Source organism: Desulfomicrobium aestuarii (assembly GCF_055385525.1).
Genome location: NZ_AP042427.1, coordinates 2,978,445 through 2,997,386 on the forward strand (window position 1 = coordinate 2,978,445; position 18,942 = coordinate 2,997,386).

At 65.1% G+C, this 18,942-nt stretch carries 22 protein-coding genes; 10 read left to right on the forward strand and 12 right to left on the reverse strand.

All coding sequences use genetic code 11. The features are described from left to right. Positions 1 to 82: 82 nt before the first annotated feature. The 9 genes from queA to ACZ5AC_RS13690 all read left to right on the forward strand — a co-directional run bounded on the left by queA (position 83) and on the right by ACZ5AC_RS13690 (position 8,853). Complete coding sequence (gene queA / locus ACZ5AC_RS13650; RefSeq protein ID WP_464248149.1) at positions 83 to 1,168, forward strand: tRNA preQ1(34) S-adenosylmethionine ribosyltransferase-isomerase QueA; 1,086 nt, start codon at positions 83 to 85, stop codon at positions 1,166 to 1,168. A gap of 44 nt (positions 1,169 to 1,212) precedes the next feature. Further along, positions 1,213 to 1,452: a 4Fe-4S binding protein gene (locus ACZ5AC_RS13655; protein WP_028576583.1), complete on the forward strand. Its 240-nt coding sequence runs from the start codon at positions 1,213 to 1,215 to the stop codon at positions 1,450 to 1,452. Continuing rightward, positions 1,449 to 2,510, forward strand: coding sequence for a 3-methyl-2-oxobutanoate dehydrogenase subunit VorB (locus tag ACZ5AC_RS13660; RefSeq protein WP_464248150.1), 1,062 nt, complete (start codon positions 1,449 to 1,451; stop codon positions 2,508 to 2,510). Before ACZ5AC_RS13655 ends, ACZ5AC_RS13660 begins: the two co-directional genes overlap by 4 nt. A gap of 2 nt (positions 2,511 to 2,512) precedes the next feature. Beyond that, on the forward strand, positions 2,513 to 3,274 hold the full coding sequence (locus ACZ5AC_RS13665; RefSeq protein ID WP_459828055.1) for a thiamine pyrophosphate-dependent enzyme: 762 nt from the start codon (positions 2,513 to 2,515) through the stop codon (positions 3,272 to 3,274). Then, positions 3,271 to 3,834, forward strand: a complete 564-nt coding sequence (locus tag ACZ5AC_RS13670) for a 2-oxoacid:acceptor oxidoreductase family protein (protein WP_464248151.1) — start codon at positions 3,271 to 3,273, stop codon at positions 3,832 to 3,834. The genes ACZ5AC_RS13665 and ACZ5AC_RS13670 overlap by 4 nt, the downstream gene beginning before the upstream one ends. Before the next feature lie 78 nt (positions 3,835 to 3,912). Further along, on the forward strand, positions 3,913 to 4,725 hold the full coding sequence (gene aroE, locus ACZ5AC_RS13675) for a shikimate dehydrogenase (protein WP_464248152.1): 813 nt from the start codon (positions 3,913 to 3,915) through the stop codon (positions 4,723 to 4,725). After that, positions 4,722 to 5,303 carry a DNA-3-methyladenine glycosylase I gene (locus ACZ5AC_RS13680; RefSeq protein WP_464248153.1) on the forward strand — a complete coding sequence of 194 codons (582 nt, stop codon included), beginning with the start codon at positions 4,722 to 4,724 and terminating at the stop codon, positions 5,301 to 5,303. The genes aroE and ACZ5AC_RS13680 overlap by 4 nt, the downstream gene beginning before the upstream one ends. Before the next feature lie 147 nt (positions 5,304 to 5,450). Beyond that, positions 5,451 to 6,608, forward strand: a complete 1,158-nt coding sequence (gene ercA, locus ACZ5AC_RS13685) for an alcohol dehydrogenase-like regulatory protein ErcA (RefSeq protein ID WP_464248154.1) — start codon at positions 5,451 to 5,453, stop codon at positions 6,606 to 6,608. Next, positions 6,592 to 8,853 carry a PAS domain-containing protein gene (locus ACZ5AC_RS13690; protein WP_464248155.1) on the forward strand — a complete coding sequence of 754 codons (2,262 nt, stop codon included), beginning with the start codon at positions 6,592 to 6,594 and terminating at the stop codon, positions 8,851 to 8,853. Before ercA ends, ACZ5AC_RS13690 begins: the two co-directional genes overlap by 17 nt. A 54-nt stretch (positions 8,854 to 8,907) precedes the next feature. On the opposite strand, the gene ACZ5AC_RS13695 is transcribed toward ACZ5AC_RS13690, so the two are convergent. Beyond that, positions 8,908 to 10,542, reverse strand: coding sequence for a LysM peptidoglycan-binding domain-containing protein (locus tag ACZ5AC_RS13695; RefSeq protein WP_464248156.1), 1,635 nt, complete (start codon positions 10,540 to 10,542; stop codon positions 8,908 to 8,910). A gap of 132 nt (positions 10,543 to 10,674) precedes the next feature. Here ACZ5AC_RS13695 and ACZ5AC_RS13700 point away from each other — a divergent pair, with 132 nt between their 5' ends. Beyond that, positions 10,675 to 11,421: a TrmH family RNA methyltransferase gene (locus ACZ5AC_RS13700; RefSeq protein ID WP_464248157.1), complete on the forward strand. Its 747-nt coding sequence runs from the start codon at positions 10,675 to 10,677 to the stop codon at positions 11,419 to 11,421. A 10-nt stretch (positions 11,422 to 11,431) separates the two neighbouring features. Here the strand turns inward: ACZ5AC_RS13700 and fliQ are convergent, their stop codons facing one another. From fliQ to era, 11 genes are read right to left on the reverse strand one after another with little or no spacing between them, the layout of a single operon-like run. Continuing rightward, complete coding sequence (fliQ, locus tag ACZ5AC_RS13705) at positions 11,432 to 11,701, reverse strand: flagellar biosynthesis protein FliQ (protein ID WP_028576592.1); 270 nt, start codon at positions 11,699 to 11,701, stop codon at positions 11,432 to 11,434. A 21-nt stretch (positions 11,702 to 11,722) separates the two neighbouring features. Further along, entirely contained in the window at positions 11,723 to 12,511 is a 789-nt protein-coding gene (gene fliP, locus ACZ5AC_RS13710; protein ID WP_464248158.1) for a flagellar type III secretion system pore protein FliP, read from the reverse strand. Beyond that, positions 12,447 to 12,803, reverse strand: coding sequence for a flagellar biosynthetic protein FliO (gene fliO / locus ACZ5AC_RS13715; RefSeq protein WP_464248159.1), 357 nt, complete (start codon positions 12,801 to 12,803; stop codon positions 12,447 to 12,449). Before fliO ends, fliP begins: the two co-directional genes overlap by 65 nt. Continuing rightward, positions 12,796 to 13,359, reverse strand: a complete 564-nt coding sequence (fliN, locus tag ACZ5AC_RS13720; RefSeq protein ID WP_464248160.1) for a flagellar motor switch protein FliN — start codon at positions 13,357 to 13,359, stop codon at positions 12,796 to 12,798. Before fliN ends, fliO begins: the two co-directional genes overlap by 8 nt. Before the next feature lie 9 nt (positions 13,360 to 13,368). Next, positions 13,369 to 14,346 carry a flagellar motor switch protein FliM gene (fliM, locus tag ACZ5AC_RS13725; RefSeq protein WP_464248161.1) on the reverse strand — a complete coding sequence of 326 codons (978 nt, stop codon included), beginning with the start codon at positions 14,344 to 14,346 and terminating at the stop codon, positions 13,369 to 13,371. Between the two features lie 16 nt (positions 14,347 to 14,362). Continuing rightward, complete coding sequence (locus ACZ5AC_RS13730) at positions 14,363 to 14,914, reverse strand: flagellar basal body-associated FliL family protein (RefSeq protein ID WP_464248162.1); 552 nt, start codon at positions 14,912 to 14,914, stop codon at positions 14,363 to 14,365. A gap of 35 nt (positions 14,915 to 14,949) precedes the next feature. After that, the gene (locus tag ACZ5AC_RS13735; protein ID WP_464248163.1) at positions 14,950 to 15,678 is read right to left on the reverse strand and encodes an OmpA/MotB family protein; all 729 of its coding nucleotides are present in this window, start codon (positions 15,676 to 15,678) and stop codon (positions 14,950 to 14,952) included. Position 15,679: 1 nt separating this feature from the next. Further along, the gene (locus ACZ5AC_RS13740) at positions 15,680 to 16,516 is read right to left on the reverse strand and encodes an OmpA/MotB family protein (protein WP_464248164.1); all 837 of its coding nucleotides are present in this window, start codon (positions 16,514 to 16,516) and stop codon (positions 15,680 to 15,682) included. A 19-nt stretch (positions 16,517 to 16,535) separates the two neighbouring features. Further along, positions 16,536 to 17,291 carry a motility protein A gene (locus ACZ5AC_RS13745; protein ID WP_464248165.1) on the reverse strand — a complete coding sequence of 252 codons (756 nt, stop codon included), beginning with the start codon at positions 17,289 to 17,291 and terminating at the stop codon, positions 16,536 to 16,538. A gap of 23 nt (positions 17,292 to 17,314) precedes the next feature. Further along, entirely contained in the window at positions 17,315 to 18,010 is a 696-nt protein-coding gene (locus tag ACZ5AC_RS13750) for a YggS family pyridoxal phosphate-dependent enzyme (protein WP_464248166.1), read from the reverse strand. 11 nt (positions 18,011 to 18,021) lie between these two features. Then, positions 18,022 to 18,942, reverse strand: coding sequence for a GTPase Era (gene era, locus ACZ5AC_RS13755; protein WP_464248167.1), 921 nt, complete (start codon positions 18,940 to 18,942; stop codon positions 18,022 to 18,024).

Genomic DNA, 18,942 nt, shown 5'->3' on the forward strand with positions numbered 1-18,942 from the left:
GGACGAACCCTGTTTTGGGCTGTTGGCGGGAATTGCGCTTCCGGTCCGCTTGGACTAGCAGCACGTGGACACGAGGAAAAACATGACGCCTATCCCCGAGGAATTCAATCTTCAATCCTACGATTTCGACCTGCCCGAGTCCCAGATAGCCCAGGACCCGGCCGAGCGGCGCGGCGCGTCGCGCCTGCTGGTGCTCGACCGCGCCGGCGGCGGGCTGCGCGACTGCATGTTCGCGGACATCGCGGAACTGCTGCCCAGGGACGCGCTCATGGTCGTCAACAACACCAAGGTCCTCCCGGCCCGGCTCATCGGACGCAAGGAGTCTGGCGGCAGGGCGGAGTTCCTGCTCCTTACGCCCCTGTCACTGATCGAGCCCCAAACCGGCCCGGACGGCGGGAGCACGGCCGAGGTCGAAGGCCTGCTCAAGGCCTCCAAGGGCCCCAGACCGGGCGAGCGCCTGCATTTCGACGGGCTGGAGCTCCTGGTGCTGGAAAAGGGCGAGTTCGGCCGCAGCCGCGTCCGCCTGAACTGGCGCGGCGAACTGGCCGACCATTTCCTGAAGCTGGGGCACATCCCCCTGCCACCCTACATCCGCCGCGAGGACAAGGGCGAAGACCGCGACCGCTACCAGACCGTCTATTCCCGCGATGACAAGCTCGGTTCCGTGGCCGCGCCCACGGCCGGACTGCACTTCACGCCGGAGATCATGGCCGCCCTGGAAGCTCGCGGCATCCGCACGGCCGAAGTCACGCTCTACGTGGGCTACGGCACCTTCAGCCCCGTGCGCTGCGACGACATCCGCGAGCACGTCATGCACGCCGAGTACGCAGAGGTCCCTGAGGAGACCGCCGAAGCCATCGCCAGGGCCAGGGCCGAAGGGCGTCCCGTGGTGGCCGTGGGCACGACCACGACCCGCACCCTGGAGAGCATGGCCACGCACCTCGGGGGGATCGGCCCCTTCCGGGGCTGGACCGACATCTTCATCCGTCCCGGGTACAGCTTCAAGGTGGTGGACCAGCTCATCACCAACTTCCACTTGCCCCGCTCATCCCTTATCATTATGGTCAGCACACTCGCGGGCAGGCGGCGGATCATCGATGCCTACACCCATGCGGTGCGGCACGGCTTCCGCTTTTTTTCCTACGGCGACGCCATGCTCATCCGCTGACCACGCCAGTCCCGTTCACCATCATCCCCCCGTGGAGGTATTCCATGCCTAGCAGAGTCGAGTTCCGGGAGGACCGCTGCAAGGGCTGCCTGCTCTGCACCGAGGTCTGCCCGACCGGCATCATCCAACAATCGAGTCGGTTCAACCAGAAGGGGTACAAGGTCGTGGAGATCACCCCCGAAAGGATGAACGAATGCAAGGGCTGCGCGTTCTGCGCCATGATGTGCCCTGATTTCTGCATCAACGTCTTCACGACGAAGCAGGCCAAAGGAGGGAAGAAATGAGCACTCCCAAGCGCATCTTCGTCAAGGGCAACGAGGCCATCTCCCGCGGCGCCCTGGCCGCCGGGATGAAGTGCTTCTTCGGCTACCCCATCACGCCCCAGAACGACATCCCCGAATTCCTGTCCCAGGCCCTGCCCGAGGCGGGCGGCGAGTTCGTGCAGGCCGAGAGCGAGGTGGCCGCGGCCAACATGCTCATGGGCGCTGCGGCCTGCGGCATCCGGGCCATGACGTCCTCGTCGAGCCCGGGCATGTCCCTCAAGCAGGAGGCCATCTCCTACATGGCCGGCAGCGAAATTCCGGGCGTCATCGTCAACGTCAGCCGCGGCGGACCGGGTCTGGGCGACATCGGGCCGTCCCAGGGCGACTACTTCCAGTCCGTCAAGGGCGGCGGGCACGGCGACTACAAGCTTCTGGTCCTGGCCCCCGGCACGGTGCAGGAAGCCTATGACCTGACCATCAAGGCCTTCGACCTGGCCTTCAAGTACAGAAACCCCGTCCTGGTCCTGGCCGACGCCATCATCGGCCAGATGAAGGAGCCGGTGGTGCCGTGGGTGCCCGAGAACCGCGACCCCGAAGAGGGTCAGGACTGGGGGCTGCAGGGCGCAGTGAACCGTCCCCCGCGGCTCATCAAGTCCCTCTTCCTCGACGACGGGGCCCTGGCCGGCCAGAACCTGAAGCTCCAGGCCAAGTACAAGGCCATGCAGGTCGAGGCGGACCAGGAACTGTTCCTGACCGAGGACGCCGAACTCATCGTCGTGGCCTTCGGGTCCATCGGCCGCATCGCCAAGAGCACCGTGCGCAAGCTGCGCGCCCAGGGCAAGAAGGTCGGCCTGGTCCGGCCCATCACCCTGTTCCCGTTCCCGTCGGACGTGCTGCTGGGCCTGGCCAAACAGGGCAAGCGTTTCCTGACCATCGAGCACAACATGGGCCAGATGGTCGAGGACGTGCGCCTGGCCATCCGCACCGTGGCGGACTCGGCGTTCCACGCCCAGCTTCCGGGCAACCTGCCGACGCCGGACGATTTCGAAGAACCCATCTTGAAGGCGCTGGAGGGCTGAGCATGACCCAGGAAATTCGCGTCACCAACTACCCCGAGGTCCTCACCGACCGGCCGACCCACTACTGCCCCGGCTGCCACCACGGCACGGCGCACCGCCTGGTGGCCGAGGCCATCACCGATCTGGGCCTGGTGGACAAAAGCATCCTCATCGGCTCCATCGGCTGCTCGGTCTTCATCTACAACTACCTGACCCTGGACGCCATCGAGTCGCCTCACGGCCGCGCCCCGGCGGTGGCCACCGGCGTCAAGCGCGCCCGGCCCGACAAGATCGTCTTCACCTACCAGGGCGACGGCGACCTGGCCTCCATCGGCATGGCCGAGATCATGCACTGCGCCAACCGCGGCGAGAACATCACCACGATCTTCGTCAACAACACGGTCTACGGCATGACCGGCGGCCAGATGGCCCCGACCACCCTGGTCGGTCAGAAGACCACCACCTGCCCCGGCGGCCGCTGCCGCGAGAACGAGGGCATGCCCATCCGCATGACCGAGATCATCGCCTCCCTGGGCGGCGTGGCCTACGCCGAGCGCGTGGCCGTGAACAACGTGAAAAACATCATGAAGGCCAAGAAGGCCGTGGCCAAGGCCTTCGAGTACCAGACGAAGGAAATCGGATTCTCCTTCGTTGAGATCCTGGCCACCTGCCCGACCAACTGGCACATGACGCCGCTGCAGGCCAACAAGCGCGTGGAAACGGAAATGATCCCCTACTTCCCCCTGGGCAACTTCAAGGACGTGCTGGCAAAGGAGGAGAAATGAGCATTTACCAGGATGCAATCATCGCCGGGTTCGGCGGCCAGGGCGTCATGCTCATCGGCAACCTCCTGGCCTACGCGGGCATGGATGCGGGGCTGAATGTGACCTACATCCCGGTCTACGGCCCCGAGATGCGCGGCGGAACGGCCAACTGCACCGTCGTGGTCTCCGACGACGTCATCGGTTCGCCCATCATCCGCTCGCCCGTGAGCCTCATCATCATGAACGGCCCGTCCCTGGACAAGTTCCAGCCGCGCCTGCAGGACGGCGGGACGCTGATCCTCAACTCGTCCCTCATCGACCCGGCCAAAACCGAAAAGGACAGAGTCAAGGTCTTCGCCGTGCCCGTCAACGAGATCGCCGACGGCCTGGGCAACGCCCGCATGGCCAACATGGTGGCCATCGGCGCCTACGTGCAGGCCACGGGCGTCCTGCCGGTCAAGCAGGTCCAGGACAGCCTGGAGTCGGTCATCTCGGCCCACTACAGCCACATGATCCCCAAGAACGCGGCGGCCATCCAGGCCGGCGCGGACTACGTCGTCGCCAACGGCCAATACAAGTAGCATTGCCGGGGTCCTCGGGACCCCGGCTTTTTTGTCCTCGCGGCCCCGCCTCTCCACCCGAACCGCCCGAGGTGCGACATGCTTCTTCTCGGCATCATCGGCCACCCCCTCTCCCATACCTTAAGCCCCGTCCTGCACAACTGGGCCTTCCGCGAACTGGGCATCCAGGCCTCCTACCACGTCTGGGACACCCCGCCGGAAAAGCTCCCGGCCTTCATGGCCGCCCTGCGCACCCTGCCCATCCACGGGGCGAGCGTGACCATCCCCCACAAGGAACCGGTCATGCCCCTCGTGGACAGGCTGACGGCCAACGCGCGGGAAATCGGCGCCGTCAACACCCTGTACTGGGAAGACGGCAGACTGTGGGGGGAAAACACCGACGTCACGGGCTTCATGGCTCCGCTCTTGGAGCGCGGGACGCCTCCGGGCACGGTCCTGGTCCTGGGCGCGGGCGGCGCGGCCCGCGCGGCGGTCTGCGGCCTGCACCGGGCAGGGTGGAAGGTCCTCCTGTCGGCCCGCACGGGCACGAGGGCCGACAGGCTGGCCCACTCCTTCCAGGCCGAACACGTGCCGTGGAGCGAGCGGCACGAGGTGCGGCCGGACCTGCTGGTCAACACCACGCCGTTGGGCATGTCGGGGCCCTTCCAGGGCCTCTCGCCCTGGAAGGGCCCCCTCGCGGGCGTGTCCCTGGTCTACGACCTGATCTACAACCCGCGGGAGACCCCGCTGCTGCACCAGGCCACGCGCGAAGGCGTGGAGGTCGTGCACGGCCTGCCCATGTTCGTGCACCAAGCCCTTGCCCAGTTCGAGCTCTGGACCGGCCGGCGCTTTCCGCTGCCGCAGGCCCTGGCCCTCCTTGAGGAAACCCTGGCGGCCAGGGGCAAGGCGTGATCCGCTGCCCCTGGGTCGACCCGACCAAGCCCGACTACGTCCGCTACCACGACGAGGAGTGGGGCGTCCCGGTCCGCGAAGACCGCACGCTCTTCGAATACCTGGTCCTCGAGTCCGCCCAGGCCGGGCTTTCCTGGTACACGGTGCTGCGCAAGCGCGAGGGCTACCGTGCGGCCTTCGCCGGATTCGACCCGCAGGCCGTGGCCGGCTTCACCCCGGCCGACGTGGAGCGCCTCATGGCCGAGCCGGGCATCATCCGCAACCGGCGCAAAATCGAGGCCGCCATCGGCAACGCCCGCGCCTTCCTGCGGGTGCGGGAGAGCTTCGGCTCCTTCGCCGAGTACCTGTGGCGGTTCGTGGACGGACGTCCCATTGTCCACACCCTGCGCACCCTGGCCGACTATCCCGTGACCATCGCCCAGTCCGACGCCCTCGCCAGGGACCTCAAATCCAGGGGCTTCGCCTTTCTCGGCGCCACGACCTGTTACGCGTTCATGCAGGCCACGGGCCTGGTCAACGACCACAGCCTCGACTGTTTCCGACGGAGGGAACTGCTGGGAACGTCCGAAGAATCGTGAGGCCGCAGACGGCGACCGAACGCTCGCCACGCGCGGCAAAACAAAGTTATGTCTGGCTTTGCGGAAAAAAATCGCATATTTTCCACGTAGTTTCTCTTCCCCTGAGCCGACGGGGCAGTGTCGGCAAACTCCTTGGAGGGATGCGGCATGAGCTTCACCGAACTGCGCAAATTCGTCGCCCCTGAAACGATCTTCGGCGTGGGAGCCCTGCTCGTTGCCGGGCAGTACGCCAGCAAGTTCGGCATGATGCGCCCCCTCGTGGTGACCGATCCGGGAATCGTGGAGGCGGGCTGGGCCGGCAAGGTCCTGGAGAGCCTGGCCGCCTTCGACATCGAAGGGGTCCTGTTCTCCGCGGTCTCGCCCAACCCCAGGGCCGAGGAGGTCATGGCCGGGGCCATGACGTACATGGAGCACGGCTGCGACGGACTGGTGGCCGTGGGCGGGGGCAGCCCCATGGACTGCGCCAAGGGCATCGGCATCGTGGTGTCCAACGGCGGCCACATTCTCGATTACGAGGGCGTGGACAAGATCATCGTGCCCATGCCGCCGCTCATCGGCATCCCGACCACGGCCGGCACCTCGGCCGACGTGTCGCAGTTCGCCATCATCAACGACACCGAGCGCAAGACCAAGATCGCCATCATCAGCAAGACCATCATCCCCGATGTGGCGCTCATCGACCCGCAGACACTGACCACCAAGAGCCCCTATCTCGTGGCCTGCACCGGCATGGACGCCCTGGTCCACGCCATCGAGGCCTTCGTCTCCAGCGCCCATTCGCCCATGAGCGACCTGCACGCCCTGGAGGCCATCAGGCTCGTGACCAGCAGCCTCCTGGCCTCCCTGCAGAACCCCGGCGACATGGAGCTGCGGGCCAAGACCATGCTCGGCAGCATGCAGGCCGGCCTGGCCTTCTCCAACGCCAGCCTCGGGGCGGTCCACGCCATGGCTCACAGCCTGGGCGGCTACAAGGACCTGCCCCACGGCGAGTGTAACGCCATGCTCCTGCCCCACGTCATCGACTTCAACTTCCCGGCGGCGCCCGAGCGCTTCCGTGTCATCGCGGAGACCATGGGCATCGACTGCCGCGGGCTGAACACCAAGGAGATCCGGACACGCCTCCTGCAGTCCATGATCGAGCTGCGCAACGCCGTCGGCATCCGCGAACATCTCGGGCAGAAGGGAATCCGCACCGGCGACATCCCGGTGCTCTCCGCCAAGGCCGTGCTCGACCCGTGCCTGGTGACCAACCCCAAGACAGCCACCACCCGCGACCTCCAAGTCATCTATGAAGAAGCGACCTGACGAGCCGGCGAACGACACGACGTCCCTGCGCGACAAGATCGTCGGCCTGAGCGAGTCCTCGGGTCGCAAGAGCTATTATCCCATGCTGCAGCAGAAGATCCGGGAGCTGCAGAACGAGATATCCGAGAGGTGGCGCGCGGAGAACACGCTGCGCCAGACCCTGGCGCGCATCAGCCGGCAGCAGGCCGTCATGGCCGAGATTTCCACGGACCCCAACGTGTTTCACGGCCGGCTGCGGGACGCGGCCCCCATGATCACCGTCAAGATGAGCCATGCCCTGGAGGTCAGCCGGACAGGCCTCTGGATCAGGCAGGGTGAGCGATTCATCTGCCTGGACAAGTTCGACGCCCGCTACGATGCACACAGCTCCGGCCAGATTCTCAGACTTGAAGAGTTCCCGACGTACCATGCGGCCATAGTCCGGGAAGTGGTCGCAGCCGACAACGTCTACACGGATCCCCGGACCATGGCCTTCGCCTCGTCCTACCTCGCTCCCAACGGCATTGAATCCATGCTCGACGTGCCCGTGCAGATTGAAGGCGAAATCGCCGGCATCATTTCCTTCGAGCACACCGCAAGCCCCCGCTCCTGGCAGCCCGACGAGATCACCTTCGCCGGCCGCGTGGCCGACCAGGTGGCGCTGATCATGGAGAACAAGCGCAGGCGCATGGCCGAGGAGCGCCTGAGGGAGGCCCACGCCGAACTGACCAGGAACTTCCGCTTCACGGAGGTTCTCCTCGACGCCATCCCCATCCCCCTGTTCTACAAGGACTCGAGCCTGCGATATCTCGGCTGCAACCGCGCCTTCACCGAGGTCATGGGCGTCAGCCGCGAGGAGCTGCTGGGCAAGACCACCCGGGAATTGTGGCCCGACCTTTCACCCACCTATGAGGAAAACGACCGCTACCTGCTGCGCGGCGCCCCCAGAAGCACCTACGAGGCCAAGGTCCGCGACAAGGATGGAGACCTGCGCGAAGTCATCTTCGCCAAGCAGGTCTTCTTCGACGAGCGCAACCGCACGGACGGCATCATCGGCTCCTTCGTGGACATCACGGAACGCATCCGCTCGGAAAAGGAGTCGCAGCGCCTGCGGACACTGCTGTCGAACATCATCAACTCCATGCCTTCCATGCTCATCGGCGTGGACGCCGACGGACGCATCGCGCAATGGAACCAGCAGGCGGCCCGCGTGACGGGCGTCGATGAAGAAGAGGCCAGAGGCAAACCCCTCGGACAGATCGTGCCGTGGCTTGAACCTGAGATGCGCAAGATCCGCCAGTCCATCGCCGACAAGAAACCTTTCTTCGAAGGAAAACTGCGCAGAATCGTGGACGGGGAGACGCTCTTCGAGGACGTGACCATCTATCCCCTCATCAGCAACGGGGTGGAGGGCGCGGTCATCCGTATCGACGACGTGACCGACAAGGTCCGCATCGAGGACGCGCTGGTCCAATCGGAAAAGATGCTCTCCGTCGGGGGGCTGGCCGCCGGCATGGCCCACGAGATCAACAACCCGCTGGCGTCCATCATGGGCAACGCCCAGGTCCTGGAGACACGCCTGACCCAGCCCCTGCCGCAGAACGCGGCCGCGGCCCGGGAGGCGGGCATCACCATGGAGGCCCTGCGCACGTACCTGGATTTGCGAGGCATCCCGAAAATGCTCCTGTCCATCCGCAGCTCGGGGGCCCAGGCGGCCCAGATCGTCAGCAACATGCTCAGCTTCAGCCGCAAGAGCGACGCGGCCCTCGTCCCGGAGGACATCACCTCCATCCTGGACAAGACCCTGGAACTGGCCAGCACGGACTACAACCTCAAAAAGAACTACGACTTCAAGAAAATTCAGATCGTCAGGGAGTACGAACCGGGCCTGCCCATGGTCCTGGGCTCCGCGAGCAAGCTGCAGCAGGTCTTTCTGAATCTTTTCCGGAACGGGGCCGAAGCCATGGGGGAGAAAAGGTACCCCGAAGGGCTGAGCCCGCGCTTCACCCTGCGGGCGCGAAGCAACCCGCCCTGGGTGCGGATCGAACTGGAGGATAACGGGCCCGGGCTGGAGGAACCGGTGCGCAAGCGCATCTTCGAGCCGTTCTTCACCACCAAGCCCGTGGACAAGGGCACCGGGCTTGGCCTGTCGGTGTCCTACTTCATCGTCACCGAGGACCACTCCGGCGTGATGAGCGTGCAGACCGCCGTTGGCGAATGGACGCGCTTCGTCATCGACCTGCCCGCCGCACCCCGTCGCAAATGAAAACGGCAGGCCCGGGGGCCTGCCGCAATCTGACGCACGCGCTTTCCGCAACGACTATCGGGAATAGACCTTGAGCTGATCGCCGGGCCGGATGTGACTGTTGGCCGCCAGCTTGTTCCAGCTGAGCAGGTCCTCGGCGCTCACGCCGAAACGCTTGGCGATGGACCACAGGGTGTCGCCCTGCCGGACCTGATAGCTGACCAGTTCCTTGCGCACGCTCTCGGCCTGGGCCTGGGCCTTCTTGGTTTCCTCGCGGCCCGCGTCGGGCACGAACAGCTTCTGGCCGACCTTGAGGGTTGCGGAACCTTTCAGGCCGTTGGCCTGCAGCAGGGTCGAGGGATCGGTCTCGAACTGCTTGGCTATGGACCATACGCTGTCGCCCTGCCGAACCTCGTAGTTGGCCCGCTTGGAAGCCCACTTCTTCGTCTCGGCCACGGCGGGCTCGCCTTCGCCCGAAGCCTGGCCGGGAACGCGCAAGACCTGTCCCACGTTCAGTTTCTTGACCGTGTTGGCCTTCTGCAGATCCTTGACCGGGACGTTAAACTTCTTGGCCACGCCCCACCAGGTATCGCCGGGCTGCACCCTGTGGCTGGCGTACTCCGTGCGTTTGACGATGACCGGCCTCCTCAGGAACTCCTCAGCCTTGGCCACGAGGTGGCCGGGCACCGCGACCTGTATGGACCGCGTGGGCGGCGCCTCCTGCTTGCGCAGGGCGGGGTTCAGCTCCCGGAAGGACTTCCAGTCCATGCCCATGCTCTTGGCCATGGCCTGCAGATCCGTACCCGGAGCGGCCTTCAGCTTGGAAGGAGTCGCGGGCCGTCTGTCGAGATCGAGGGGTTCGAAGCCCAGTTTCTCAAGGTTCCTGGCCACTTTGACCAGGGCGAGAAACTTGGGGACGTACAGTTTCGTTTCCTTCTTCAGGTCGTCGGAGGCCTCGCACAGGGTGAAATAATCCTCGCTGCCGGTCTTCTTCAGAGCCCGACCCACCGCACCCTCGCCGGCATTGTACGCCGCCAGGGCCAGAGGCCAGTCCCCGAACTCGGCATACAGCTTCTTCAGGTACGCGATGGCTGCCTCGGTGGACTTGTACGGATCGCGCCGCTCGTCCACCCAGCTGTCCACGGTCAGCCCGTAAATCCTGCCGGTCTGAGGCATGAACTGCCAGATGCCGCCGGCTCCGGCCGGGGAGACGGCGAATGGGTTGAACCCGCTCTCGGCGAAAGGAAGGTAGATGAGGTCCTCGGGCAGGCCTTCGGCCAGAAAACGCGCCCGGATGTGCGGCAGATAGGCCTGGGCCCTCTTGAGCCACCCTTCCATGGTCCCCCGATGGGAATGGGCATAGTAGTGAAAATAGCGCTGGACTTCCGCATTATCATCGGTATCCAGGGCGACAGGAAAGGACATCTGCGCACTGAGGATGCTTTTTTCCTCGGCGGACAGCTCACTGCCCGCGGGGATGTCCTCCCGGCCCTGCAGGACATCGACGTAGTCGACATCCTCGTCCTGAGCCGAAACTTCCTGGGTGGCGTTGCCGGAGTCGGGGGATGTATCCTCTGCCTCTCCGGCGTCCTGCGCCGTCACGTCCACACCCGGTCCGACAGAGGCCGGGTTCTGGGCCTGCTTGGCGGGCATACACCCGGCAAGGGCCAACAGGACGGCGAGCAGGATCACTCGTATATCGACTGTCAAAACAATCTCCTGGTCAAATGTTGGCCCCTGGGACGCGAAAAATCCATCCCAGCGAGATCGAGCATTTTGCCCTGCTACAGAAAAAAAACCGAAATTGCAAACCCGCCAGCCCGGCTCATCACGGATCAGCACATGAACGAAAATTCCGACCTCAGAAGCCATCTGACCCCCGGCCGCAAGCCCGTCCTCGAACTTCTCCGCACTCGTCCCGAGACCCTCGACACGGTCTTTCTGGCCGAGGACGCGCCCGGGCTTGGAGACGTCCTCAGCCAGTGCAAGGAGGCCGGCGTACGTTTCCGCAAGGTGCGCCGCGCCGAACTGGACCGCATGTTCCCCGGCAACCACCAGGGCGTGGTGGGCCGCCTGCGGGGACGGCAACTGGTGGACCTGGACAGCCTCATCGCCGAAGCCGGCCGCTGCCCCTTTCCCCTCATCCTGGCTCTCGACCAGGTCCAGGACCCCGGCAACGTCGGCACCCTGGCCCGCACCCTGCTGGCCCTGGGCGGGGCTGGGCTTCTTTTCCCGCGCGACCGCACGGCCTTCATCGGCCCGGCCGCGGCAAAGGCGGCGGCGGGAGCCCTGGACCGGCTGCCCCTGTGCCAGGTGGTCAACCTGGCCCGCGCCCTGGACGCCTGCGCCGAAGCGGGCCTGACGATCTACGGCTCCGCGGCAGGGCCGGCAAGCACGGACCTCTTCACGGCCAGGCTCGATTTCCCGGCGGTGCTGGTGCTCGGCAACGAGGACAAGGGAATGCGCCCGAACGTGGGCAAGCGCTGCGCGGCCATGCTCTCCATCCCCATGCGGGGCGGGTTCGACTCCCTGAACGTGGCCCAGGCGGGGGCCATGATCATGACGGAGATGCTGCGTCGAAGAAACTGAAGGCGGGAGGCTACTTGATGTACTGAGGGAAGTTCAGGAACACGTCCTGGGTGAAGGTGATCATCTTGTCCATGATCCATGGGAAGGAAATAAGCAGCGCCACGAAGACGGCGATGATCTTGGGCACGAAGGTCAGCGTCATCTCCTGAATCTGGGTCGCGGCCTGCAGGATGCTGACCAGCACGCCGACCCCCAGGCCCACGCCCAGCATGGGCAGGGAGATGGCCAGGGTAAGTTCGATGGACTGCCGCGCGAAACCTATCACGAATTCGGGGGTCATGGGTTCACTCCTTGACTCGGGCTAGACGAAACTGTTGACGAGGGAGCCGATGAGCAGGTTCCAGCCGTCGACCATGACGAAGAGCAGGATCTTGAACGGCAGGGACACCATGACCGGCGGCAGCATCATCATGCCCATGGACAGGAGGATGCTCGCCACGACCATGTCGAGGATCAGGAACGGGATGTAGATCAGAAACCCGATCTGGAAGCCCGTCTTGAGCTCGCTGATGACATAGGCCGGAATGAGGACCATGGTCGGGACCTCTTCCTTGTTCTTGGGACGTTCGAGGCCCGTGATGGTAAAGAACACGGACAGGTCCTTTTCCCGGGTGTGCTTGAACAGGAACGTCCTGAGGGGCGTTTCGGCCCGTTCGATGGCCACGTCGTACCCGATCTCTTCCTTCAGGTAGGGCTGCAGGGCCGTGTCGTTGATGGTCCGTCCCGTGGGCATCATGATGACCACGGTCATGAAGATGGCCAGGGAGGCCAGGACCTGGTTCGGCGGCATCTGCTGGGTGCCCATGGCCTGCCGCAGGAAGTGGAAGACGATGATGATGCGGGTGAAGGACGTGACCGTCAGTACGATGGCGGGGGCCAGGGACAGGACCGTCAGCAGGGCCATGACCTCCAGGGCCACGGCCACCTTCTGGGGCTCGGCCTGGGCGCTGGACAGGGACAGGGACAGGGACGGGACGCTCGGGGCCTGCTGGGCCAGGGCCGCCAGGGGAAAGAGCAGGAGAAGGCTAGGAAGAAGAATCCTGGCCGCTTTCACGCTCCAGTGCGGTCTGAAAATCCGGGGTGGGGTCATGGTCTGCCTTGTGCTCCGCGATCAGGTTGATGCCGGCGTCGGTCACGCCCAGCACCAGAAGCCTATTCAAGAAGCGGACCACCACCAGCTGTTTGCGCGGGCCGAGGGCCACGCGCTCCTCGATCCGCAGGGTGCCCGCCCCGCGGCCCTGCAGGCGCGAGGCCAGCCCGAAACGCTTGAGGAGCGCCAAGGCCAGAAAAATGAGCCCGAGGATGAGCAGCAGAGCCGCGGCCATCTTGACGGCGGCCAGTCCCAACCCTGCGCCTGCGCCTGTCAGGGTTGCGTTATCCAAGCTGCTTCACCCTCTCGATGGGGCTGATGATGTCCGTCAGGCGCACGCCGAACTTCTCGTTGATGACCACGGCCTCGCCGCGCGCCACGAGCTTGCCGTTGACCAGGATCTCCAAGGGTTCGCCGGCCAGCTTGTTCAGTTCGATGACCGATCCCTGACCGAGCTGCAGCAGCTCGTTGATGAGGAGCTTGGTGCTGCCGAGCTGGGCCGAGACCTCCAGCGGGATGTCGAGGATGAAGTCCAGATCCTTGCGCAGGTTGTCGGGCTTGGGCGCCTTGGCCTCGCCCGTCAAATCTTTGTATTCAAAATCCCGACTCTGGGCGGAAAGCTGCTTCTGCTTCTTCTCGCGCTGGATCTTGCCCTCCTCCTCGTCGGCCAGGGCCTTGGCCCACTCCTCGGCCAGAGCCTGGTCCGAGCCGCCCGCGTCCTGCTCCTTGAGGGCCGCGCTCCAGGCATCGGCCAGATCCTGCCCACCTCCGCCGGCGGACTCCGCTGCGCTCTGCTCTTCGAGGGCTGCGGCCCACTCCGCCGCCAGTTTGTCCTGATCTTCGACCATACCGTTCCCCTAGTAATTGAGTTCCTGTTCCTTGATGACCTTGAAGGCCTTGTTTCCCTTGACGAACCCCGGCTGTCCCAAAAATTTGAGCACGCCCTGGATGCGGGCCGTGAGGAGATCGTCCTCGTCCTGATCCAGGAGCAGGATGTCCCCGACCTTGAGGTCGAGGAGCTGCCGGCCGGTCATCTGCGTCGTGCCGAAGGTCACGCCCACGTCCACGGGCGTCTCCATGAGCCGGTCCCGGAAGCGGGAGATCCAGGCGTGGTCGATCTCCAGGCGCTCGGTCTGGAAGGCGGCGTACAGCTTGGACCGGATGGGCTCGATGGTCGCGTACGGCAGGGCCAGGACCATGGAGCCCAGGGCGTTCTCCAGTTCCACCTCGAAGGAGATGACCACGACCACGTCGCTGGGCGGCACGATGGTCGCGAACTGCGGGTTGATCTCCGAGCGCAGGAGCTCGATGCTGACCTCGTGCACCGGCCTCCAGGCGTCCTCCAGGTTGGCCAGGATGATCTTGACCACCTTGACGATGATGGACTGCTCGATGGGCGTGAAGTCACGCCCCTCGATCTTGGGCTGGCTGCCCGCCCCGCCGAAAAAGTTCTCAACCAGGGAGAAGACCAGGCGCGTGTCGACCACCAGCAGGGCGTTGCCGCGCAGGGGGTCGATCTTGAAGATGTTGATGCTGGTGGGCACGGGCAGGGAGCGCATGAAGTCCCCGAACTTGGACATGTCGATGGAGATGGGGTTCACGTCCACCCGCTTGCGCATGGTGTTGGCCAGGGCGCTGGTGCACAGTCGAGAGAAGCGGTCGTTGATGATCTCGAGCACCGGCATGCGGCCGCGGATGATGCGGTCCTGGTTGGCCAGGTCGAAGGACACGACGCCGCTCTGATCCTCGACGATCTCCTCTTCGGTCTCGATCTCCCCGCCCGAGATGCCCCGCAGCAGGGCATCGACCTCGTCCTGGTTCAGGATCTTGCTCATAGACTTCCCGCAGGCCCTACTGGACCACGAATTCCGTGAAATATACGTTGCGCACCTTGCCCTTGCCCAGAATCTGGTTCAGGCGCTCAACGATCTGGTTCTTGAGTTCGATCTTGCGATCCATGCTGCTGATCTCCTCGAAGGTCTTGCTCGACAGCAGGAGCAGGAGCGTGTCCTTGACCTTGGGCATGGCCGCTGTCAGCGCGGCCGCGGCCGCGGCGTCGGCCACCTCCACGTCCATGGTGGTCTTCAGGTAGCGTCGGCCCATGGGATCGGACAGGTTGACCACAAAGGCGTCGAGGGTGACCAGCTGGCCGCCGGTTGCGGACGCCGCGTCAGCCTTCTTCTCGCCTTCGCCCTTCTCTGCCGAGGCCTTCTCGCCATCGGCCGGCGCGCCGTTCTCGGCCGCCGCATCGCCCGCCATCTTGGGCTGCAGATAGAACTTCCAGGCCGCGAACCCGCCGCCGCCCAGCACGGCCAGCACCAGGACCAGGATGATGATCAGCTTGAGCTTTCCGCCCTTTTTCTTGGCTTCCTTTTCCGGGGCCTGCGCTTTTTTGTCGGCCATTTGTCCCTCCTTCGTCGTTCATGCGAAAACCGGGCCTAAAGATACGTTCTGCCTGTGGTTTTCAATAATATTTCCACACGCCTGTTCCTGGCCCGGCCTTCGGGCGTGGCGTTGTCGCCCAGAGGAAAGGCCTCGCCATAGGCGGAAACCGAAAACCGTCCGGGATCGAAACCCGTCTGCAGAAAGAATCCGAGCACGGCCATGGCCCGCTCCGCGGACAGGACGTAGTTGTCCTTGGTCGCCCCTGGAACGTTGTCCGTATAACCCGCCACGTTGACCGGCATGGTCGTCGTGGCCAGAAATCTGGCGAACTCGGCCAGCAGCTTGCGGCTGCCTTCGCTGAGCTCGCTCCCGCCGGTCTCGAAGAGCAGCCCGTCGGACAGCACCAGGGCCAGGCCCTCGGGCCGCGCCAGGATCTGAAGATTGGCGTTCAGAGTGCTCCTCGACATGCCCTCGGGCAGGACTTCGTCCGGGAAAAGCAGGTCCTTGATGCGCTGCGGGTTCTCCAGCACGTCGGCCGGGTTCTCGATAGCCATCTGCACGAGGGTGAAGCGCGTCGGAATCCTGCCTGCGCCCTTCTTCGGGGCCAGACCCATGTCGCCCGCGAAATTCGAGACCACGTCGCGCAGCACCGACCGGTCCATGGAGGACATGGACAAAAGCAGCACGAAAAAGGCCAGCAGGAGGGTGACCATGTCCGCGAAGGTGACCATCCAGGCCGCCCCCGCCACCATGCGCCGGTAAGGTTTGCGTTTGAGGGCCATCTCAGGGCTTCCCCGGCATGTCGAAGCGGAAGAGGAAATCGTCCACGCTGAAGCTGTCCTTCACGCGCGCCTTCTCTTCCTCCAGCGCCTTCTGCGCGGCCAGCTCGGCGCTCCAGCTGCCGATGCGGCGGTCCAGGGTGAGTTCCACCCTCCGGTTGGCCTGCCGGCCTTCGCGGCTGTCCCCGCCGACGCGCGGCCGAAAGCGGCCGTAGGCCTCCAGACGCAGCTTGTCCGGCCCAATGCCGGCCTCGAGAAAATAACGATACACGGCCACGACCCGGGCCAGGGAAAGCTCCCAGGAGAAATCGACCTTGACCCACGGCTTGGGCAGATAGTCCGGCCCGAATTCGTCCATGCCCTCGGCCGTGTGCCCCGACAGGCCGAGGGGATACGCGCTCGCGGCCACAACGGGCAGAACCCTGGCCAGCAGGGCCCGTCCGTGCTCGGTCAGATCGGCAGTCCCGGGCGCGAACAGGGCCGCGGCATCCATGGACAGGCGCTGGATGAACCGGTTGGACTCGAAGCGCAGATCCTTGTCCGGGTCTTCCTGCAGCCGCTCCTTGACCGGCGAAAGGTCGTGGAAAACGTTGATGGGGCCGGGGTCGACCCGCGTACGGGTGTCGGAGGTGGTCAGATCGTCCAGGCTCGGGGCGCCCGTTCCGAAAGTGCCGGAAACCGAGCCCAGGGCCACCTTGCGCTTGTAGACGTCCGTCATGGAGGCCATGGACACCAGCACGATGAAAAACGTCATCATCAGGGTGACCATGTCCGAAAAGGTGATCATCCAGGACGGGAGCCCCGAGTCGGGTTCCTGACGTTTCTCCCTGCGCTTGAGCATGGCGTCCCCCGGCCGGCCCTCAGGGTCTGAACCTGCGTTCCTTGGGCGGCAGGTAGCTGTTCATCTTCTCTTCAAGGATGCGGGGGTTCTCGCCCCGCGAGATGGACATGATCCCCTCGACGATCATGGTCCGCACCAGCACCTCTTCCCGACTGCGGGCCCTGAGTTTCCCGGCCATGGGGTTGAAGACGAGGTTGGCCAGGATCGCGCCGTAGAACGTGGTCAGCAGGGCCACGGCCATGGCCGGCCCGATGGTGCTCGGGTCGTTCATGCGCTTGAGCATGAGCACCAGGCCGATGATGGTGCCGACCATGCCCATGCCCGGCGCCAGCGTGCCGAACGTCTGCAGGATCTCCGCCCCCTTGAGGTGGCGTTCCTCCAGGCAGGCGATCTCGGTCTCCAGGATCTCCTGGATGAGCTGGGGGTCGAGGCCGTCGACGGTCAGCTGCAGGCCCTTGCGCAGAAAGTCGTCGGGGATGTTCTTGAGGTGGGCCTCCAGGGACAGGATGCCCTCGCGGCGCACGCGGGTGGCGTAGTCCGTGAACTGCGCGATGAGCTCCCCGGGCTCCTGGGCCTTGGAGGCGAAGGTCTTGCCCATGATGCGCGCCACCCCGAGCACGCTCTCCAGGGGGTATGTCACCAGCACGGCGCCGAGGGTGCCGCCGCAGACGATGAGGACCGAGGAGAAGTCGAAAAAGAGCATGAAGTCGCCGCCCAGTGCCGCGATGACCAGCCCGAATGCGACCAAAATTCCGATGATGGTGGCCAGATCCATAAGTCAAGCGTCCCCTTTGGCCGTTAGTTCGTGTCGCGTTCCCCGAATATCCGCGTGCCGATGCGCACCAGCGTGGCCCCTTCCTCGATGGCGGCCTCGAAGTCCCCGGTCATGCCCATGGACAGGTCTGAAAGCGGGAGCCCGAAGCCTGCACGCAGGGACTCGGCCATACCGCGCAGGCGCGCGAACCAGGGTCGCGCCCGCTCCGGGTCGTCGAAGAACGGGGGCATGAGCATGAGCCCCCGCCACCGCAGATGCTCGCAGCCCGCCAGGAACTCCGCCAGCGGCGGCAAATCCCCTTCGAGGATGCCGCTCTTCTGGCTCTCGCCCGCAAGATTGACCTGTACGAGCACGTCCTGCACCAGGCCCATGGCACGGGCCCTGTCATGCAACGAACGAGCCAGCTTCAGGGAGTCGACGCCGTGGATCAGGCTGAATCGCCCCACCACGTTCCTGACCTTGTTCGTCTGCAGGTGCCCGATGAAATGCCACGAAATTTCCGGGGGCAGGGCGGCCATCTTGGCCTCGGCCTCCTGCACGTAGTTCTCCCCGAACTCCCGCTGCCCGGCCTCGTACAGGGCCCTCACTGCGTCGGCGGGGTGCAGCTTGGACACGGCCACCAGGCGCACGTCCCCGGCCTCGCGCCCGGCCGTGCGGGCCGCCGCGGCCATGCGCTCCAGCACCTCGCGCCACCTCGCCCTCATCTCCGCCGCGTCCATGCCGACCCTCCTCAGGATCCCAGGCCCAGGGAAATCATGAACTGCCCGTCTTCGGTCCATCCCTCGCGGACCTTGACCCACAGCTCCAGATGGACCTTGCCGCCCAGCAGGCCCTTGATCTCCTGACGGGCCAGCTGGCCGACCTTCTTGAGGTTCTGACCCTGCCGGCCGACGATCATGCCCTTGTGACTGTTTTTTGACGTATAGATCGTGGCCGAGATCATGGTCATGTTCTGCTCCGGGAGTTCCTCCCAGCTCTCGATCTCCACGGCCACGTTGTAGGGCAATTCCTGTTCGAGGCCCAGAAAAAGCTTCTCGCGGATGATCTCCGAAGCCAGGAAGCGCACCGAGGCCGTGCTCAGCTGGTCCTCGGGGAAGAGCGGCGGGCTGAGCGGCAGGAACTCGCGGATGATCTTCAGAAGCGTCTCCAGGCCCTCGCCGGTCCTGGCCGATACGGGGACGAGCTCGACGCCCGGCCAGAGGGCGGCGCAATCGGCCAGCAGGCCCAGCAGGCGCTCCTTGGGCTTGATCTGGTCGACCTTGTTCAGGGCCACGGCCATGGGCACGCCCAGAGTCCCGAGCTTGGCCGCCATGGGCCTCAGGTCGCGTTCGAGGGCCTTGGCGTTGCCCGCGTACTTGGAGCCGTCGAGGAACAGCACCACGCCGTTGGCCTCCTGCACCGCGCCCCAGGCCGCGTCGACCAGGAAGCGGTTCAGCTTGCCGCGGGCGGCGTGGATGCCGGGCGTGTCCAGGAAGACGATCTGCTCCTCGGCCGTGGTGCGGATGCCGGTGATGCTCGTGCGGGTGGTCTGGGGCTTGGGCGAGACGATGGCGATCTTCTCTCCCAGGACGGCGTTCAGAAAGGTGGATTTCCCGGCGTTGGGGGGCCCGATGAGGGCGATGAAGCCGGCTTTGTATGTGCTTTGCGTCAT

What these genes read in the sequence shown, in the direction of transcription:
- ACZ5AC_RS13730 (WP_464248162.1), bottom strand. Translation starts at nt 14,914, where the DNA reads ATGGCCGACAAAAAAGCGCAGGCCCCGGAAAAGGAAGCCAAGAAAAAG.
- ACZ5AC_RS13655 (WP_028576583.1), top strand. Translation starts at nt 1,213, where the DNA reads ATGCCTAGCAGAGTCGAGTTCCGGGAGGACCGCTGCAAGGGCTGCCTG.
- ACZ5AC_RS13740 (WP_464248164.1), bottom strand. Translation starts at nt 16,516, where the DNA reads ATGCTCAAGCGCAGGGAGAAACGTCAGGAACCCGACTCGGGGCTCCCG.
- ACZ5AC_RS13660 (WP_464248150.1), top strand. Translation starts at nt 1,449, where the DNA reads ATGAGCACTCCCAAGCGCATCTTCGTCAAGGGCAACGAGGCCATCTCC.
- ACZ5AC_RS13745 (WP_464248165.1), bottom strand. Translation starts at nt 17,291, where the DNA reads ATGGATCTGGCCACCATCATCGGAATTTTGGTCGCATTCGGGCTGGTC.
- queA (WP_464248149.1), top strand. Translation starts at nt 83, where the DNA reads ATGACGCCTATCCCCGAGGAATTCAATCTTCAATCCTACGATTTCGAC.
- ACZ5AC_RS13670 (WP_464248151.1), top strand. Translation starts at nt 3,271, where the DNA reads ATGAGCATTTACCAGGATGCAATCATCGCCGGGTTCGGCGGCCAGGGC.
- ercA (WP_464248154.1), top strand. Translation starts at nt 5,451, where the DNA reads ATGAGCTTCACCGAACTGCGCAAATTCGTCGCCCCTGAAACGATCTTC.
- fliQ (WP_028576592.1), bottom strand. Translation starts at nt 11,701, where the DNA reads ATGACCCCCGAATTCGTGATAGGTTTCGCGCGGCAGTCCATCGAACTT.
- ACZ5AC_RS13665 (WP_459828055.1), top strand. Translation starts at nt 2,513, where the DNA reads ATGACCCAGGAAATTCGCGTCACCAACTACCCCGAGGTCCTCACCGAC.
- aroE (WP_464248152.1), top strand. Translation starts at nt 3,913, where the DNA reads ATGCTTCTTCTCGGCATCATCGGCCACCCCCTCTCCCATACCTTAAGC.
- ACZ5AC_RS13750 (WP_464248166.1), bottom strand. Translation starts at nt 18,010, where the DNA reads ATGGACGCGGCGGAGATGAGGGCGAGGTGGCGCGAGGTGCTGGAGCGC.
- fliP (WP_464248158.1), bottom strand. Translation starts at nt 12,511, where the DNA reads ATGACCCCACCCCGGATTTTCAGACCGCACTGGAGCGTGAAAGCGGCC.
- ACZ5AC_RS13735 (WP_464248163.1), bottom strand. Translation starts at nt 15,678, where the DNA reads ATGGCCCTCAAACGCAAACCTTACCGGCGCATGGTGGCGGGGGCGGCC.
- ACZ5AC_RS13690 (WP_464248155.1), top strand. Translation starts at nt 6,592, where the DNA reads ATGAAGAAGCGACCTGACGAGCCGGCGAACGACACGACGTCCCTGCGC.
- ACZ5AC_RS13700 (WP_464248157.1), top strand. Translation starts at nt 10,675, where the DNA reads ATGAACGAAAATTCCGACCTCAGAAGCCATCTGACCCCCGGCCGCAAG.
- era (WP_464248167.1), bottom strand. Translation starts at nt 18,942, where the DNA reads ATGACGCAAAGCACATACAAAGCCGGCTTCATCGCCCTCATCGGGCCC.
- fliM (WP_464248161.1), bottom strand. Translation starts at nt 14,346, where the DNA reads ATGAGCAAGATCCTGAACCAGGACGAGGTCGATGCCCTGCTGCGGGGC.
- fliN (WP_464248160.1), bottom strand. Translation starts at nt 13,359, where the DNA reads ATGGTCGAAGATCAGGACAAACTGGCGGCGGAGTGGGCCGCAGCCCTC.